The 16,662-nt window shown below is 66.7% G+C and carries 20 protein-coding genes; 11 read left to right on the top strand and 9 right to left on the bottom strand.

Annotation, left to right across the window (positions count from 1 at the left end):
* On the bottom strand, nt 1-225 hold a 225-nt coding region (locus CH249_RS24980; RefSeq protein WP_303396054.1), incomplete at its 3' end, for a carboxyl transferase domain-containing protein.
* 96 nt (nt 226-321) lie between these two features.
* On the opposite strand from CH249_RS24980, the gene CH249_RS24975 reads away from it, so the two are divergent.
* Genes CH249_RS24975 through CH249_RS24960 form a run of 4 tightly spaced genes read left to right on the top strand, consistent with a single transcriptional unit; the run spans nt 322 to nt 3,851 of the window.
* On the top strand, nt 322-1,158 hold the full coding sequence (locus tag CH249_RS24975) for a biotin--[acetyl-CoA-carboxylase] ligase (protein WP_045200001.1): 837 nt from the start codon (nt 322-324) through the stop codon (nt 1,156-1,158).
* Nucleotides 1,159-1,205: 47 nt separating this feature from the next.
* Complete coding sequence (locus tag CH249_RS24970) at nt 1,206-1,805, top strand: PH domain-containing protein (protein WP_094632555.1); 600 nt, start codon at nt 1,206-1,208, stop codon at nt 1,803-1,805.
* A 39-nt stretch (nt 1,806-1,844) separates the two neighbouring features.
* Nucleotides 1,845-2,525, top strand: coding sequence for a response regulator transcription factor (locus CH249_RS24965; protein ID WP_037190266.1), 681 nt, complete (start codon nt 1,845-1,847; stop codon nt 2,523-2,525).
* Between the two features lie 6 nt (nt 2,526-2,531).
* Nucleotides 2,532-3,851 (top strand): HAMP domain-containing sensor histidine kinase, encoded by a 1,320-nt coding sequence (locus tag CH249_RS24960; RefSeq protein WP_094682908.1) that lies wholly within the window; start codon nt 2,532-2,534, stop codon nt 3,849-3,851.
* Between the two features lie 5 nt (nt 3,852-3,856).
* On the opposite strand, the gene CH249_RS24955 is transcribed toward CH249_RS24960, so the two are convergent.
* The gene (locus tag CH249_RS24955; protein WP_045199996.1) at nt 3,857-4,417 is read right to left on the bottom strand and encodes a GtrA family protein; all 561 of its coding nucleotides are present in this window, start codon (nt 4,415-4,417) and stop codon (nt 3,857-3,859) included.
* A gap of 147 nt (nt 4,418-4,564) precedes the next feature.
* Here CH249_RS24955 and CH249_RS24950 point away from each other — a divergent pair, with 147 nt between their 5' ends.
* The 3 genes from CH249_RS24950 to CH249_RS24940 are packed head-to-tail and all read left to right on the top strand — an operon-like array spanning nt 4,565 to nt 6,736.
* Nucleotides 4,565-5,818 (top strand): 5-(carboxyamino)imidazole ribonucleotide synthase, encoded by a 1,254-nt coding sequence (locus tag CH249_RS24950; RefSeq protein WP_094682907.1) that lies wholly within the window; start codon nt 4,565-4,567, stop codon nt 5,816-5,818.
* Complete coding sequence (gene purE / locus CH249_RS24945) at nt 5,811-6,350, top strand: 5-(carboxyamino)imidazole ribonucleotide mutase (protein WP_094656951.1); 540 nt, start codon at nt 5,811-5,813, stop codon at nt 6,348-6,350. The genes CH249_RS24950 and purE overlap by 8 nt, the downstream gene beginning before the upstream one ends.
* Complete coding sequence (locus CH249_RS24940) at nt 6,347-6,736, top strand: hypothetical protein (RefSeq protein ID WP_373453536.1); 390 nt, start codon at nt 6,347-6,349, stop codon at nt 6,734-6,736. The genes purE and CH249_RS24940 overlap by 4 nt, the downstream gene beginning before the upstream one ends.
* Here CH249_RS24940 and CH249_RS24935 read toward each other — a convergent pair.
* The 3 genes from CH249_RS24935 to CH249_RS28100 are packed head-to-tail and all read right to left on the bottom strand — an operon-like array spanning nt 6,724 to nt 9,214.
* Nucleotides 6,724-7,449 (bottom strand): TIGR03089 family protein, encoded by a 726-nt coding sequence (locus tag CH249_RS24935; protein WP_094682905.1) that lies wholly within the window; start codon nt 7,447-7,449, stop codon nt 6,724-6,726. The two genes, CH249_RS24940 and CH249_RS24935, sit on opposite strands and share 13 nt — an antisense overlap.
* 59 nt (nt 7,450-7,508) lie before the next feature.
* Nucleotides 7,509-8,912 carry an LCP family protein gene (locus tag CH249_RS24930; protein WP_373454459.1) on the bottom strand — a complete coding sequence of 468 codons (1,404 nt, stop codon included), beginning with the start codon at nt 8,910-8,912 and terminating at the stop codon, nt 7,509-7,511.
* Nucleotides 8,906-9,214, bottom strand: a complete 309-nt coding sequence (locus CH249_RS28100; RefSeq protein ID WP_179274309.1) for a hypothetical protein — start codon at nt 9,212-9,214, stop codon at nt 8,906-8,908. The genes CH249_RS24930 and CH249_RS28100 overlap by 7 nt, the downstream gene beginning before the upstream one ends.
* 161 nt (nt 9,215-9,375) lie before the next feature.
* Here CH249_RS28100 and rfbD point away from each other — a divergent pair, with 161 nt between their 5' ends.
* The 3 genes from rfbD to CH249_RS24915 are packed head-to-tail and all read left to right on the top strand — an operon-like array spanning nt 9,376 to nt 12,260.
* A complete protein-coding gene (gene rfbD / locus CH249_RS24925) occupies nt 9,376-10,230 on the top strand; it encodes a dTDP-4-dehydrorhamnose reductase (protein ID WP_094648153.1) in 855 nt (284 codons plus the stop codon).
* A 34-nt stretch (nt 10,231-10,264) separates the two neighbouring features.
* Complete coding sequence (locus CH249_RS24920) at nt 10,265-11,176, top strand: glycosyltransferase family 2 protein (protein ID WP_032397654.1); 912 nt, start codon at nt 10,265-10,267, stop codon at nt 11,174-11,176.
* On the top strand, nt 11,166-12,260 hold the full coding sequence (locus tag CH249_RS24915; RefSeq protein WP_032397655.1) for a sugar phosphate nucleotidyltransferase: 1,095 nt from the start codon (nt 11,166-11,168) through the stop codon (nt 12,258-12,260). The genes CH249_RS24920 and CH249_RS24915 overlap by 11 nt, the downstream gene beginning before the upstream one ends.
* A gap of 13 nt (nt 12,261-12,273) precedes the next feature.
* Here CH249_RS24915 and CH249_RS24910 read toward each other — a convergent pair whose 3' ends face one another.
* The 3 genes from CH249_RS24910 to cofD all read right to left on the bottom strand — a co-directional run bounded on the left by CH249_RS24910 (nt 12,274) and on the right by cofD (nt 15,185).
* Nucleotides 12,274-12,735: an NUDIX hydrolase gene (locus CH249_RS24910; protein ID WP_082074002.1), complete on the bottom strand. Its 462-nt coding sequence runs from the start codon at nt 12,733-12,735 to the stop codon at nt 12,274-12,276.
* Nucleotides 12,736-12,843: 108 nt separating this feature from the next.
* Nucleotides 12,844-14,214, bottom strand: a complete 1,371-nt coding sequence (locus CH249_RS24905; protein WP_094648152.1) for a coenzyme F420-0:L-glutamate ligase — start codon at nt 14,212-14,214, stop codon at nt 12,844-12,846.
* On the bottom strand, nt 14,211-15,185 hold the full coding sequence (cofD, locus tag CH249_RS24900) for a 2-phospho-L-lactate transferase (RefSeq protein WP_032397657.1): 975 nt from the start codon (nt 15,183-15,185) through the stop codon (nt 14,211-14,213). Before cofD ends, CH249_RS24905 begins: the two co-directional genes overlap by 4 nt.
* Nucleotides 15,186-15,898: 713 nt before the next feature.
* Here cofD and CH249_RS24895 point away from each other — a divergent pair.
* Nucleotides 15,899-16,132: a WhiB family transcriptional regulator gene (locus CH249_RS24895; RefSeq protein ID WP_027496498.1), complete on the top strand. Its 234-nt coding sequence runs from the start codon at nt 15,899-15,901 to the stop codon at nt 16,130-16,132.
* Nucleotides 16,133-16,162: 30 nt separating this feature from the next.
* Here CH249_RS24895 and CH249_RS24890 read toward each other — a convergent pair whose 3' ends face one another.
* Nucleotides 16,163-16,642 carry a metallopeptidase family protein gene (locus CH249_RS24890; protein ID WP_037189920.1) on the bottom strand — a complete coding sequence of 160 codons (480 nt, stop codon included), beginning with the start codon at nt 16,640-16,642 and terminating at the stop codon, nt 16,163-16,165.
* Nucleotides 16,643-16,662 lie beyond the last annotated feature (20 nt).

Genomic DNA, 16,662 nt, shown 5'->3' with positions numbered 1-16,662 from the left:
GGCGAGGGCGTCGAGTTCGACGAACGAGCCCTCGTCGAGCAGGGCGGTGATCCGCTCACGGGCGGTCAGCTTGCCTTTGGCGTGGACCTTGTCCACCGCTGCCTCACCGGACGGAATCTCCGCAACCGCGAGACGTTTACGAAGATCGGCCAATTTACCCGCAGTGGTATGGATATCGGGGGCTTCGGCCGACCCGTGTGCAGTGGAATCCTGGACGCTGGTCATGGGGCACTACTTTAACTGCGAGTGTGATCTGCGCCCCGACCGAGGGTGGTTCGCGGCAGGCCCTGGGCCTGTCGCCGAGCCCATATGCTGGTGCGTATGTGGACAAACCTCGATCGCCCACCACTGGACGTTCGCGCGCTTCGCCGGGCACTGGTGGACGGCCCGCAGGCCTCCTGGTCTCGGGTGGACGTGGTAGCGGAAACCGGTTCGACCAACGCGGACCTGATCGCGGGCGCAGCGAATTACGCGGACCGGACGGCACTGATCGCCGAACATCAGGACAGCGGACGCGGCAGGCACGCGCGACCGTTCTCCGGTGTGCCGCGGTCGCAGATTCTGGTGTCGATGCTGCTGAAGTTCCCCGGAATCGATCCGGCCGTGCTCGGGTGGGTATCGCTCATGACCGGAATCGCACTGGTCGACGCGTTGCGCACCGTCGGTGAAGTCGATGCTCGATTGAAATGGCCCAACGACGTCCTCATCGGTGGCAAGAAGGTCTCGGGCATCCTGGCCGAGGTCGCCGCGCACGGGCCCTCGCCCACCGTCGTCATCGGGCTCGGAGTGAACGTGTCGATGACGAGCGACGAGCTGCCGGTGCCCACGGCGACGTCACTGGCGCTGGAAGGGGCTGCGGTTCTCGACCGCGACACGTTGGTTCGGGCGATCCTGCGGGGAATGGCCGCCGAGGTGGACTCGTGGCGGGACTCGAACTGGAACACCGACGCCCTCGTCCACCGGTACCGGGAGAGGTGCGGCACCATCGGGCAGCGTGTACGAGTCGATCTGCCCGGCGGCGACGAGAAGGTGGGAACGGCAATCGACGTCGACGAGCACGGCCGGATCGTGATCGAGGTCGAGCAGCAAGGGTCCGACGCGCCGTCGGTGCTGGCCGTGGCCGCCGGTGATGTCACTCATCTCCGACCCCTCTCGTGAGACCATATCGACTCGACGGAAGTCGAAGCGAGTAGTCAGGAGTGCACGTGGGTTACCCACAGGACGCGTTGGCCGACGAGGAAGAGCTCCTGCTCCATCATCACCCCCACTGGAAGATGCTCGTCCTGCCGTCGGTGACATTCGTGCTCGTCACCGGCCTGGCAGGGGTCGGTCTCGGAGTCGCGAGTGCGCGGCTCGAATCGACCGCCGCGAACGTCACAATGATCGCCACCGCGGTGCTGTGGGTGGCGATCGTCGTGTGGCGGTGCCTGGTGCCACTGATCAGCTGGAAGTGCACGCATTTCATCGTCACCGACCGGCGAGTGTTGATCAGACAGGGCGTGCTCACCCACTCCGGCATCGACATTCCGATGAGCCGAATCAGCAACGTGCAGTTTCGCCACGGACTCCTCGACCGGATGTTGCGAACCGGGACGCTCATCATCGCCTCGGCATCGGACGATCCGCTCGAATTCGACGACATTCCGCACGTACAACGCGTGCATTCCCTGCTCTACCAGCAGGTATTCGACTCGATGGAGTACCGCCGGGAATCCGTGCACGGCCTGCAGGGAGCGTTCGAGCCGATTCCCGAGGATTCGGCTGTCGAGTCCAAACCAGGTTGGCGAGCCGGGAAACGCAGGTAACACAGGCTGTTCTCACCTTCGAACCGTATGGTGACCGATGTGACCGACGTGCTGCTTGCCGAAGACGACGAAGCCATCGCTGCGCCCCTGTCCCGAGCTCTCGGACGCGAGGGCTACACGGTGACCGTCGAACAGACCGGCCCCGCAACCCTCCAGCGCGCGCTGGATGGAAAGTTCGACCTGTTGATACTCGACCTCGGCCTGCCGGGGATGGACGGCCTCGAAGTGTGTCGGCAGGTGCGTGCCAACCGATCCGAGGTCGCCGTACTCATGCTCACCGCGCGAACCGACGAGGTCGACTTCGTGGTCGGTCTCGACGCCGGGGCCGACGACTACGTCGGCAAGCCCTTCCGGCTCGCCGAGCTCATGGCCCGCGTACGTGCGTTGCTCCGCCGCCGTGGTGCCGGGGAGGATTCCCCGATCGAGGTCGGTGCCATTCGTCTCGAACCCGCTGCTCGACGCGTCCTGGTCGGCGGCACCGAGATATCTCTGGCCAACAAGGAGTACGAGCTGCTCAAGGTCTTGCTCGACCATGCGGGCCAAGTCGTCTCTCGCGAGGTGATCCTGCGTGAGGTCTGGGGCGACGCGGAGCTGCGCGGATCGAAGACCCTCGACATGCACATGTCCTGGCTGCGTCGCAAGATCGGCGACGAAGGACCCGTGGCCGAGCGTCGTATCGCGACGGTGCGCGGCGTCGGCTTCCGTATCAACAGCGACTAGCGGTCGATGCGGCGCCGGATTCTGGTCTCGATTCTCGCTGTCGTCGTCATGACGGCCTTGCTGCTCGGTCTGCCCCTGATGTACACCGCGTGGTTGTGGGTGGAGGATTTCACCCGCAACGACCTGCAGGCACGCCTGGATCGAATGGCGGCCGAGATCATCTCGCAGGAAGGGTCGGCGGGGCTGATCGAGGGCCAGCTCGATATCGGCTCGCTCCGGTTGGCGATCCCACAGGGTGGCCGGCTCGTGGTCATCTACCCGACCCCCGAGGATGCCGCATCGCGCGCGGACATCGGGCAGTCGTCCGTGCCTCGACCGCTCGTCGAATCGCTGTCGATGGGTACCTCTGGTTCGCTTCGCCTCGAAGTTCCGTCCGACGACATGCGTTCCCTTCAGCGCCAGGCGCTCGGAGCGGTGACTCTCGTCGTTCTCGCATCGGCGATGGCAGGCACCGTCGTGGCCGTAGCGACGGCCAAGCGGCTGGCCGACCCGTTGCAGGATGTGGCGCGGCGCGCCGCCCGCCTGGCCGAGGGCGACTTTCGGCCGGACCCACGACGGCACGGCATCGCAGAACTCGATCGGGTCTCGGAGGTTCTCGATTCGGCGACCGTCGAGATCGCCGGGCGGCTGCAACGGGAACACACGTTGGTCGCCGATGTCTCGCATCAGCTTCGCAGCCGCCTGACCGCCGTCCGTCTACGCCTGGACGAGATCTCCACGCACCCGGATCCGGCAGTGGTCGACGAGGCGAACGAGGCGATGGATCAGGTGGACCGACTGACCCTCGCCATCGACGAGCTCGTTCGATCCTCTCGAAGTGACGGCGCTGCCGACGCGCACGAGGTCTCGGTCGTCGAGGAACTGATCGGCACCATCGTCGAGTGGCAGCGAAACTTCGAGGACGTGGGGCGGACCCTGGTGCTCAAGGGTGATGCGGACCTGAAGGCCTCGGTGACCGGCTCGCGGTTGCGCGAAGCGGTCTCGGTTCTGGTGGACAATTCCCTGGTGCACGGAGAAGGCGCGTGCACGGTGGCGGTTCGGGCCGTCTCGGCGGTCGAGAGCACCGAGGGACGCCGTGAACGACTGGTCTGTGTCGAGGTCTCGGACGAGGGACCAGGGGTGAGCAACGAACTCGCTCCGCACATCTTCGACCGTGGATTCTCGGGAGCCGGTTCCACCGGTGTCGGGCTCGCGCTGGCCCGGGCGCTGATCGAGGCGGACGGTGGCAGGCTGGAACTGCAGCGCCGCCGTCCGGCGCTCTTCTCGGTCTTCCTCCCTGCGTGGCGTGAACCGTCGGCTGCCGTGCCTCGGCGCGAGCCGCGCTGATCGTCTCAGGGAAGGTCGAGTGCGTCCGCTGCGTCGGTCGGGTCCTCGTTGCGTTCGGCGTCCACTTCCAAGATGGTGCGCGCGTTGTCCTCGGGGAAGGCGAAGCGGCGCAGTGCCCAGAACCGGAATGCCATCTGCAGCAGGTTGCCGATGATGTAGTTGAGGACGAAGTCGATGATGACCACCGTGGTCAGCGACTCACTGGTGTCGCGAATGTCGAAGACGTTGTTCGCGATCCACAGGGGACCGGCTGCGATGAGCACGCCTATGCCGCTGATCGCGAAGAAGAGCAGTGCCTCGTGGTGCCGCTCGCGTCCGCCGCGATGCTTGAATGCCCACTCGCGGTTGAGGAAGTAGCTGAGCAGGGTGGCGAGAACACCCGAGATGATCTTGGCGATCACCGGCTTCTGCTCGAGCACGGTCAGGCTCAGCGAGTAGAAGATGACGAGGTCGAACACCATCGTCGTGCCACCGACGATGGCGAACTTGATCAGCTCACTGTGTCGGATCGCGAGGTCCCGAATGGGCTTGGGTAAGCGTTGGAGCACGCTTGCGATCGTCGGCACAACGGTGAAGTCTACGAAACCCACCCTGGATTCGCCGAACCGAGGCTCCGATCATCAGGGTTTCCACAGGTCCTCGCCCAGCAAGTGGCCCGGCGGGCCGGACGCCGGTTCGGACCGAATGCGTGCGACATGACACCATGGTGAGCCGTGACAGGTACCGAACCGCGCCCCACTGCTGCGCGCCCGTCGTCGACCGGAATGCCCGTGGTGACGATGATCGGCGGCGGTCAGCTCGCCCGAATGACTCACCAGTCCGCAATCGAGCTGGGACAGACTCTTCGCGTCCTCGCCGCGGGTGCCGACGAGCCGGCAGCTCAGGTCAGCCCCGACGTCGTCTTCGGGCACCACGACGACCTCGATGCGCTCCGCACGGCCGCGACCGGTTCCAACGCTCTCACCTTCGACCACGAGCAGGTGCCGACCGAGCACCTCGAGACTCTCGTGGCGGAAGGCGTCAACGTGCAACCGCCACCGAGTGCGTTGATCTTCGCCCAGGACAAACTTCGTATGCGCCGCAAGCTCGCCGAACTCGGCGCGCCCGGTCCCGCCTACGCCGAGGTCTCGTGGGCACAGGACGCGATTGCGTTCGGAGACGAGCACGGGTGGCCGGTGGTACTCAAGGCCGTTCGCGGCGGCTACGACGGGCGCGGCGTCTGGATGCCCGCCGACGCCGAGGAAGCCGAGGCGATCGTCACTGCCCAACTCGACCTGGGTGTACCGCTCATGGTCGAGGAGAAGGTCGCCATGCGCCGCGAGCTGTCGGCGATGGTCGCCCGGTCGCCGTTCGGCCAGGGTGCCGCGTGGCCCGTCGTGGAGACCGTGCAACGCAACGGCCAGTGCGCCGTCGTGCTGGCACCTGCTCCCGACCTCGACGAGGACGTGGCCACGTTCGCAGGCAGGCTCGCGCTCGACATCGCCGGTGCGCTCGGCGTCGTCGGAGACCTCGCTGTCGAACTGTTCGAGACCACCTCGGGCAAGCTCCTGGTCAACGAACTCGCCATGCGACCCCACAACTCCGGTCACTGGACCATGGACGGGTGTCGCACCTCGCAGTTCGAGCAGCACCTCCGTGCGGTACTCGACTACCCGCTCGGCGACACCGATCCACTCGCTCCGGTGACAGTGATGGCCAACATTCTGGGCGCGCCCGAGGCCCCCGAGATGACGATGGACGAGCGGCTGCATCACCTGTTCGCCCGCATGCCCGATGCGGGGGTGCATCTGTACGGCAAGGGCGAGCGCAAGGATCGCAAGATCGGCCACGTGAACATCCTGGGCGCGCAATCGGGTTCGCTTGCCGACCCCGCCTACGTGGCCGCGGTGCGCGAGCGAGCCGAACGCGCAGCGCACTGGATGTCGCACGCCGAATGGACCGACGGATGGGATCCGCACGATGACTGACAACACTCCTGCCCCCGATGGTCGTTCCGCAGGCTCCACTCCTGCCGTCGGCCTGATCATGGGCAGCGATTCCGACTGGCCCACCATGGAAGCAGCAGCAGAAGCACTGGCGGAGTTCGGGATTCGCTTCGAGGTGGGCGTCGTGTCGGCGCACCGCACCCCGCAGCGCATGCTCGACTACGCGCGCGAGGCCGCAGGCCGCGGGATCCGGGTGATCATCGCCGGTGCCGGGGGAGCGGCCCACCTGCCCGGCATGGTCGCGTCGGCGACGCCGCTGCCGGTCATCGGCGTTCCGGTGCCCCTGAAGTACCTCGACGGTATGGACTCGCTGCTCTCGATCGTCCAGATGCCCGCCGGTGTTCCCGTGGCCACCGTCTCCATCGGTGGTGCACGCAACGCAGGGCTGCTCGCGGTCCGAATTCTCGGTGCATCCGATCCGGCTCTGCAAGAACGGATGGCTGCGTTCCAGGCCTCGCTCGAGGCCATGGTGCTGGAGAAGGACAAAGCGCTGCGCACCACTCTGCTCGGGTGAGCGCAGCCGTGTCACGCAGCGAGCAGATCGAGCGCGCAGGTCGCGGTAGCCGGCAGTCCATGCTCGTGACACGGCTGGCCTTGCTCTATGCCCGGCTCTGGCGCGGTACCGCGCGCTTCGACGACGAATTCTCCCTGTTCGTGTGCACCGGGCTGCGCGGCGGATTCGGCCGCGGCGGAACGACATTCGGCGGTGCCTATCTGACGAAGGGCAACACCGCCCGTCGGGTTCTGCGGCACGAGGCCGTCCACGCAGACCAATGGGCGAACTTCGGGCTCAGCTTCCCGTTCCGCTACCTCGCCGAGGAAGCGCGGCATCGGGGCCCGGCGAACAAGTACGAGATCGAGGCCGGACTCGCCGACGGTGGCTACCGTCAGCCCGGCTGAGCAGCGGTGGCGGTGACCTTTTCGGTCTCGGCCCGCCGCTGGGACTTCGTCTCGTCCGGATTGGCCACCTGAACCAGTGACGCGCCGACGACGAGAACCGAGAGCAGACCGTCGATGAGCTCGTCGGCCGTGTTCCAGGACGCGCTGGAGGCGATCCGGTCCGAGGCCGTCCACGACCGCGCGTCGGCTCGCTCACGAGCGGCAGCGAGCACCTCGTCCACCGAACGCCCGTCCAGTGCCGCGCCTGCGCTCGCGGAACCCGCGACCCTGAACTGATCGCCGTGCACCCGCACCGACGTCGCGTAATCGGTCATGCCGATCGGCAGATCGGGAACCGCCTTGCCGAACGCGTCGAGCGAGAACGCCAACACCTCGTCCGCCTCGGGAGACTCGTCGAGCCGATCGCCCGACACCATCGCCACGTCCGCGGAGTCGTCGGCCCCGACGACCACCTCGCCGCCTGCCCACCAGACTCCCAGCAGTGCCGCAGCCGTCTGCCAGTGCGCGGGCAACAGCACACTCACCCTGCCACCCACCTCGAAGGCGAACTCGTCGCGCAACAAGTTGGCGGTCTTGGCGGCCCAGTTCGCGAGGGTCACCGCCGACACCTCGACCCGCTCACCGGACGCATCGTCGTAGAACGTCACGCGCGGACCGGCCGGATCGGCGGCGAGAATCGGGTCGAGCAGGGTCTGAGTCAGATTCGAAGCCACCCCAGCACCCTAGATGACGCTCGACGCCACCGATTCACACGCTCGGCGAGCGGCACCGATCAGTTGACGCACATCGGACCGGTGGAACCGGCGTCGATCGGAGCCGCCGGTGCCTCGGGAACCGCCGTACCCGATTCGGGAGCAATGGTTTCCGCAGTCGCGGCCTGCCCCGAGCCCGGCCCCGCGTAGTCGTTCGCGAGGACCACGCGCACGGTGTCCGCAGGCAGCGAGTCGTCGGCGGTGATCTGCAGATCGCCCAGGGCAGCAGACACGGCACGCGCGGCATCGCTGTCCACATCGGCAGCCTGGATGCGGCTCGCGGAAATCGACGAGCCCTCGTAGTTTCCGATGGTGCCGTCGACGTATCCCAGTGCAGTCAGCGAGCCGGCGACACCGTTGGCGAGTCCGTCGATCCCGCTGTCGTTCGCGACGTCGACCGTCACCGTCGACGGATCGACAACCGGTGCGTCCGAATCCTCGGCGTTGGCCTCCGCCGAATTGCCGTCGCCGAGCAGTCCTTCGACGTACTTCTTGACCGCGGCCGGATCGACCTGCACGATCGATTCGCCATAGTCGGTCGACGCATTGATGTCGACTGCCGGGATCGTCTCGAACTTGACCTTGCCGCCTGCGAGATCCTGCAGGCGGGTGGCGAACTGCAGAATGTCCCAGTCGGAATCGAGCGTCACCGATCGCTGAACTGCGGTGCTGAGTTGGCCCAGTTTCGCGGGGTTGCTCAGTGTCTTGGCGCTGAGCACACTTCGCACCAGCGAGGCCATGAACACCTGCTGGCGCACGATGCGGTCCAGGTCTCCGCGGGGAAGATCGTGCCGCTGTCGGACGAAACTGAGAGCCTGCGAACCGGAAAGATTCTGCTCGCCCGCCGGGAAGTTCGCACCCGACAGTGGTTCCTGCACAGGGTTGTTCAGACACACCTCGACGCCGCCGACGGCATCGGTCAGCAGCACGAAGCCGAGCAGACCCACCTCGGCATAGTGATCGACGGTGATGCCGGTGAGGTTGGCGACGGAGTCGATGAGGGCCTCGCGCCCGGCTTCGGTGGCCTGTGATTCGGCATCGGCGTCGGTGACACCCTGCTCCACCAATTCGAGCCGCTTGTTCTCCTTCGTCGCGCCGTACGCAGCATTGATCTTCGACATCCCGATACCGGGAACCTCGACGTACGAGTCTCGCGGGATGGAGATCGCAGTGGCCGACGAACCGTCGTTCGGGACGCGGATCAGCACGATCGTGTCGGTGTTGGACGCCACCTCTTCGCCTGCGTTCAGAGACGCGAGTTCGGCGGGGGACAACGCGTTGCCGTGGGCGTCGGTACGACTGTCGGTGCCGACCATGAGAATGTCGACGGCACCGTCGGCGGCTCCGCCGAGACCGAGACCACCCGCGGTGGCGATGTTCGAGCGCAGGCTGTCGACACTGCGCCAAGCGAAACCGGTCACCAGCAGAACCAGGATCGAGAGCACCGCGACCGCGACGTGCGTCGCGGGCCAGCGGGTACCGCCGACGCGAGGCGACCTGCCGTCGGATTCGGGTTGCTCGACGCCACCGCGAGCGCTGCGTCGTTCCGGCCGGCGCGATCTGTCCGCACGTTCGCTGCGAGTTCTCCGTCTGCCTTCTCCGCGGAGTTCGTCGTCGCCGTATCGGTGAGCAGCGTCCCCGCGATCGGTGGGGCGGCCCGCGGTGCGCGCTCGGGGGCCGTCGGGTCGCCGGGGAGCGCTCCGCCTCGGCGGGGAAGTGCGCTCACCTCCGGGCGTGCCTGGATCTCGTGGCACCGTGACGACCCTCTCTCGTTTCCGGCCGGTCTGAGACACCCGCCTACTTCGTTGTTCCCCCCGCCGTTCGAAGGTTACTTGGCACCGGTCGCTGCCTCGCCGAAGCGAACGCGGCGTGCCACACTTGGCAACCGTGAATGCGATCGTGGTGACCGGTGCACACGGCCAGTTGGGCCGCCGAGTGATGTCTCTGGCCGCCGAACGAGGTGACGGTGTCGAGGTGTTCGGATATTCCTCCGCCGACCTGGACATCACCGACCCCGACGCCGTGGCTGCGGCGGTGACAGCGGGGGCAACGGTGATCAACTGTGCCGCGTACACCGCGGTCGATGCCGCCGAGACCGACGAGGCACGGGCATCGGCGGTCAACGCGGACGGCCCTCGAAATCTCGCGCGCGCCTGCGGGCGTGTCGGGGCTCGGTTGATCCACGTCTCCACCGATTATGTGTTCGACGGCACAGCAACAGAACCGTACGAGGTCGATGCGAAGACCGCACCGCAGTCGGCGTACGGACGCACCAAGCTCGCAGGCGAGCTCGCGGTGCACGAGGAACTGCCCGAGGCCGTGATCGTGCGGACCGCCTGGGTGTACGACAACACCGGCAAGAATTTCGTGACCACGATGCGTCGACTCGAAGGTGAGCGCGAGACGATCTCGGTGGTCGACGACCAGATCGGGTCGCCCACGTTCGCTCACGATCTGGCGTCGGGCCTGCTCGAGCTCGAAGCCGATCCTGCTGTGCGCGGTCGAACGCTGCACTACACCAATGCGGGGCAGGCCAGCTGGTTCGACCTCGCACGCGCGGTGTTCGCGGGCATCGGTGCCGATCCCGAGCGAGTGCAGCCGTGCTCGAGCGCCGAGTACGTCGTTCCGGCACCTCGGCCCGCGTACTCGGTGCTGTCACAGACTGCATGGGTCGATGCCGGTCTGACCCCGGCGCGGCCGTGGTCGGACGCGTTGGCGGCCGCCTTGACGCAGTCGACATGAGGGTCGGACGCGAGATCGGGCTAGTCTTGCCCGCGTGAGTTCCGAGCTGGCCGTGGTGACGGTGACCTATTCACCCGGCGAATACCTTGACCAGTTCCTGACGTCTCTGCGTGAGGCGACGACGCGTCCCCTTCGGGTGATCATGGCGGACAACGGCTCGGTCGACGGCACGCCCGAGGCAGCCGAGGCCGCGTTCGAGGAGGCGGAACTGCTGCGAACCGGAGCGAACATCGGTTACGGCGCAGCGGTCAACCGCGCGGTGGCCGAGATCGACCCCGACGTCGAGTTCGTCGTCGTGGCCAACCCCGACGTGCGGTGGCATCCCGGATCCCTCGACGGCCTGCTCGACGCTGCGGCGCGTTGGCCACGGGCGGGTGCCCTCGGACCGCTCATTCGTGAGCCCGACGGCTCGCGTTACCCGTCGGCACGGTCGGTGCCCGATCTCACGTCCGGTGCAGGCCATGCGGTGTTGGGCAAGCTGTGGCCGACGAACCCGTGGACTCGGCGGTATCGCCAGGAGAACGAGACGGTCAGCGAGCGGCCGGTGGGGTGGCTGTCGGGATCGTGCTTGTTGTTGCGGCGTTCGGCATTCGACTCGATCGGTGGATTCGACTCGCGCTACTTCATGTACATGGAGGACGTGGATCTCGGCGACCGGCTCGGAAGAGCGGGCTGGCACAACGTCTACGTTCCCGATGTCGAGGTGACCCACTCGAAAGGTCATGCGGCAGGACGGCATCCGGAAGTGATGTTGCCGGCACATCACACCAGCGCGTACCGCTTCCAGGCCGATCGGCACGACCGGACGTGGCAGGCTCCCTTACGATGGGCCCTGCGCGCAGGTCTCGGTCTTCGCTCGAAGATCGTTGTGGCCGGAGCGCTTCGGGCGCGGGCAGTTGACGGACGAGTATCGGACGAGAGAACAGAGGCTGGACATGTCGGATAGTTCCACATCGGGTGCCGCACGTACCGACGCAGTCATCTTGGTGGGCGGCAAGGGAACTCGGCTCCGGCCGCTGACGCTCTCGGCACCCAAGCCGATGCTCCCCACCGCTGGGTTGCCGTTCCTCACGCACCTGCTGGCGCGCATCAAGGCCGCAGGCATCGAGCACGTGGTTCTCGGTACATCGTTCAAAGCCGAAGTGTTCGAGCAGCATTTCGGGGACGGATCGTCGCTCGGCATCGAACTCGAGTACGTCTTCGAGACCGAGCCGATGGGCACCGGTGGAGGTATCAGGAACGTACTGCCACGTCTGCGCGCCGAGAACGTCATGGTCTTCAACGGCGACGTCCTGGGCGGCACCGATCTGACAGCGGTGCTCGATACGCACCGAACCACCGATGCGGACGTCACGTTGCATCTGGTTCGCGTCGGTGACCCGCGCGCATTCGGTTGCGTACCGACGGACGAATCAGGCCGGGTGACAGCGTTTCTCGAAAAGACTCAGGATCCGCCGACCGATCAGATCAACGCGGGCTGCTACGTCTTCAAGCGCGAGATCATCGAGTCCATTCCGTCCGATCGCCCGGTGTCGGTGGAGCGAGAGGTGTTCCCCGCCTTGCTGGCCGAGGACAAGAAGGTCTACGGGCACGTCGACAGTGCCTACTGGCGCGACATGGGAACACCGGAGGATTTCGTCAAGGGCTCGGCCGATCTGGTTCGCGGCATCGCGCCGTCGCCTGCACTGCATGGTGATCGCGGCGAATCACTGGTTCATCCGGGTGCAGGCGTGGCCCCGGGTGCCTTGCTGATCGGTGGAACCGTCGTCGGACGCGGTGCCGAGATCGGGGCGGGTGCCCGCCTCGACGGGGCCGTCGTGTTCGACGGTGCGATCGTCGAAGCAGGGGCCGTCGTCGAGAGATCCATCCTCGGCTTCGGGGCCCGTATCGGACCTCGCGCACTGGTGCGCGACGCGGTCATCGGAGACGGTGCCGACATCGGTGCTCGCTGCGAGTTGCTCCGTGGCGCGCGCGTGTGGCCCGGGGTCAAGTTGCCCGACGGTGGAGTCCGCTTCTCCACCGACGTCTGAGGCGTGCTCGCCGTCAGCGGCGGCGGGCAGCGAGTGCGACGAGGTGGTCGATCGTCTCTCGCTCGGCGTCGTCGGGCAATGCATCGACCGGCCACCAGCGCAGATCCGTCGATTCCTCGCTGCGGACCGCTCGCGCGCCGTCCGGGGCCCGGACCAGGAATCTGAGGTCGAGGTGCCGCGTCGGTGCGCCGAGCGAGCACGTGATCGGGTGGGTGTGCGCCGAGAGCAGTATCGGATCGATGGTCAGATCGGCGATCCCGGATTCCTCGGTGGCCTCCCGCAGCGCGGCGTCGACCACGGTCTCGTCGGTCGGTTCGCAGTGGCCACCGAGTTGAATCCACCGACCGACCTTCGGATGAAGCGTCAGCAGCACATGGGCTCCCGATGCGTCGAGCACCAACGAGGACGCGGTGAAGTGTCCGGCCCGGTTGGCGCGCAGGCAGGCGTCGGGATTGCTGTCGAGAAACGCCAGCATGGTGTGCCGTAGCGATTCGTCTCCCGAGTCGGAGGGCGCCCATCCGTGCAGGGCCGTGCCGACCGAGTTCCACAGGGTCGAACGACGCGGCGTCGCCGCCGACACGCTTCAGACCTCCAGCAGCGAGGAGCCGGGCACCACTGGCTCCCGCACGGTCAGCGGCTCGGCGGAGTGCCCGATCGCGATGGCCCCCATGGCTTTCCAATCCGCTCGCAGGCCGAGTTCGGCGCGCACGGTGTCGGCCGCGAAGATCGTCGAGCCGATCCAACAGCTGCCCAGGTCACGAACCGCGAGAGCGACGAGCAGACCCTGTACGGCCGCGCCGACGGCGACGGTGAACATCGTGTCCTCCGCCGCCCGTCGCCGCTCGTCGGGGTAGGAGTGTGCGCCGTCGGGCACACAGAACGGGATCACGATCTCCGGAGCGTCGAACAGAATGTCGCCGCGGCTCAGTCGTGCTGCTGTTCGCTCCTCGCTCAGGCCGTCTGCGGTCAGGTCGGCTCGCCATTGCTCTCGCATCGCCTCGAGCAGCCGGCGGCGCAGCGCGGGTGTCCTGACCCAGACGAAGCGGACCGGACGGGTGTGGTGCGGAGCAGGGGCGGTGAGGGCATCGGACACGGCAGCACGAACGGAGTCGGGATCGACGGGTTCGTCGGTGAACGAGCGCACCGACCGTCGGAGCAGGAGGGCTTCGCGTCGACCACGATCGAGTGCCTCGGCGGTGCCGAGCCAGAACAGATCGTCCTCACCACCGCGCAGGAGGGCTGCGGCAGTGGAACCGTCGTCGACCGGAGTCAGTCCGCGCACCACGGCGATCGGAACCCCACCCAGCTTGCCTTTCACCAGATCGCCTGCGGCAGCGAGTTCGTCGGCGATCGCGACCTCGGTGACGACGAGCTCGTTCCCTTGGCCGTCCTCGGCTCCGGCGTATGCATGTACGACGCCGAGGCCCGCCGCTCCGATGGCGGCGTCGGTCTGGCCGATCCGCCACGCCCGCCCCATGGTGTCGGTGACGACCACGGCGACCGTCACCCCCAGTAGCGACCCGAGGGCAGTGCGGAGTGCTGCGGCACTGGCGTCGGGGTTCTCGGGCAGCAGCGCCAGTTCGCCGCCGTCGACGTTGGAGCCGTCGATTCCCGACGCGGCCTGCACGATGCCGAGTCGATTCTCGGTGATGAGGGTGCGGCCTTTGCGGGCGACGATGCGTACGGCTTCCTGTTCCACCAGGACTCTGCGGGCGGCATCTCGCTCGTCTGCATCGCGAGGTGCCTGTACGAGACGGCCCTCGACCTTGGAGAGAATCTTGCTGGTGACGATGAGGATGTCGCCGTCACGCAACCACGGCGCACGGTCCGCGACGGTCGCAGCGAGATCGTCGCCCGGCCGGAACTCGGGGAGCCCGGTCACCGGAAAAATTTCGATGGCCCCGCCGGGCGCGTGATCACTCGGTGCGGTGTGTGTGGTGTGGGAGTCGGTCACAGGTCGAGTCCGGCTGCGCGCAGTGCAGTGCGTGCCATCACCGCAGTGGTCTCGGGGTCGGTCATCAGCAACGGAACCGACTGCACGTCCACTCCGTCGACGACCGCCGTATCGGTGGTGTGCACCAGCCATGCGTCGAGAATGCCGGTACCGCTCCGGCTTCCGTAATGACGGCCCACCGCCTGCGCCGTGGTCTCGACTCCGATGACGGACAGGCACTCGTCGGCCATGCCGCGCAACGGCTTACCGTCGACGACGGGGGACAGGCCGACGACTTTGGCATCCGTCGTGCGAAGCGCACCGCGGATACCCGGCACTGCGAGGATCGCACCGACACTGACCACCGGGTTGGACGGCGCGAGGACGACGGCATCGGCCTCGGTGATCGCCTCGACGACTCCCGGTGCCGGAGTTGCCTGTTCGGCTCCGATGTTGGCGAAGCTGTGGGTCGGGATCTGTGCGCGATACCGAACCCACCACTCCTGGAAGTGAATTGCGCGCTGCTGCTCGCCGCTCGGGTCGTCGGGATCGGTGACGACGACATGGGTCTCGGAGCGATCGTCGGTGACGGGCAGCAGCCGGACTCCCGGTTGCCAACGGTTGCACAGAGCTTCGGTGACGGCGGACAGCGGAAAGCCGGTGCGCAACATACGACTGCGGATCAGGTGCGTGGCGATGTCGCGGTCGCCGAGTCCGAACCAGTCGGGATCGGCACCGTAGGCTGCCAACTCGTCCCGAGCGTTCCAGGTCTCCGCGATCCGACCCCAGCCTCGATCGGTGTCGATTCCGCCGCCGAGGGTGTACATGCAGGTGTCGAGATCCGGGCAGATGCGCAGTCCGTGCATCCACACGTCGTCGCCGACGTTGACCACGGCGGTGATCTCGTGCTCGGGCTCGTCGCCGAACAACGTTTTCAGGCCCTGCAGAAACCGAGCGCCACCGACACCGCCGACCAGAACAGTAACTTTCACAACACGCGAGCCTAATGGGGTTGCGCTGGCACGGGGTGAGCGCCCACCCCGTGCCGCAACGTCCGTGTGGACGGTTTGCGCGTGCCAGAACCGATGCGACACGCACGGGACGGGCTTCGATTCGGGGAGAGCGCCGATTTCGGGCATGTGATGGTATTGGATTTGCTCGATCGGCTTGACCGCGACACACCTGGACGTGTCTAATCACAGGTATGTCATTCAGTGTTCGCAGCACGAGTTCGATTGCGGCGAACCTGGTTTCGAACACTCGTTCCCTTCCTGTTCGTCCCTGACTGGACGTCGAGTAGAGGTCGAGAGTCGGATCCGGCACGTTGGACCAGCTCGATCGAATGACCGCGCGGGGCAAGGTATTCGAGAACACGAGGACCGAAAGTATCTGCGCTACCACAGGTGAGGAGGCGGAAGCGATGTATGACCAGCACGTGACACGTGATCAGCGGGGCGGACCCACTGCACATCTCAGCGCTGTCGACGACGCGCCGCAAACCGAGTCCGGCATCGGCGCAGATTCCAGCGTCTCGATCGATGCGGGTTCTGCGTACGTCGTCCCGACGGACGAGACCGACGAAGTCGACGTCATCGACGCCGACGCTGAACTCGATTCGGATTCCGACGTCGACTCGATGCCGTTCGTCGCCGAGTCGGTTCCACCGGCCAAGCCGTTCCTCAGTCTCGTCGCGGGTTTCGACGAGATGTTCGAGGAAATCGAGGACCAGTGGCAGGAACGCGCCCTGTGTGCGCAGACCGACCCCGAGGCCTTCTTCCCGGAGAAGGGCGGATCCACCCGCGAGGCGAAGCGCATCTGCCTCGGCTGCGAGGTCAAGGACGAGTGCCTCGAATACGCGCTCGCCAACGACGAGCGATTCGGCATCTGGGGCGGGCTGTCCGAGCGGGAGCGTCGCAGGCTCAAGCGCGGAATCGGCTGAGCAGTTCGGGTCGGTCTCCCGACGGGTCGATCACTCCCCGGCTGGGTCGACCTCGTCGGGGTCGATGCCGAGATACGTGGCCACCTGCTCGACCAGAACCTCGAACAACAGATCCTCCAAATCCTCCGGATGCTTGGCGCGTCGTTCCAACGGCCGCCGAAACAGCACCACTCTGGCGCGTGTCGTCTCCCCGCGCTTGTCGATCCCGGCGGGTACCAGGCGTGAGAGCGGTACCGGACCCTCCGCCACCACCTCGGGTGGCCACGTCACCGATTCCGGATCCAACGCCCTGATCTTGGGTACCTCGTCCACGGCGATGTCGAGCTTCGAGAGCTTCTCGTGCCACCGATGATCGATCCGCGCGAACGCCTCGAGCACCAGCCGGTCGAACTTCTCCGCCCGTGAGCGCCGCGCCGGGATGTCCTCGGGCAGAACCGGTCCGCGGACGCCGCGTCCGTGTCGGGCCACGGACCGAGAAGTGATCCGGCGCGCGGATGAGAAACGAGGCATACGGGGAGGTTATCGCGCTC

It is taken from the genome of Rhodococcus sp. 05-2255-3B1 (assembly GCF_002258545.1).
GTDB lineage: Bacteria > Actinomycetota > Actinomycetes > Mycobacteriales > Mycobacteriaceae > Rhodococcoides.
The sequence above is the reverse complement of the archived record's forward strand: the minus strand, read 5'-3'. Positions and strand labels throughout refer to the sequence as shown.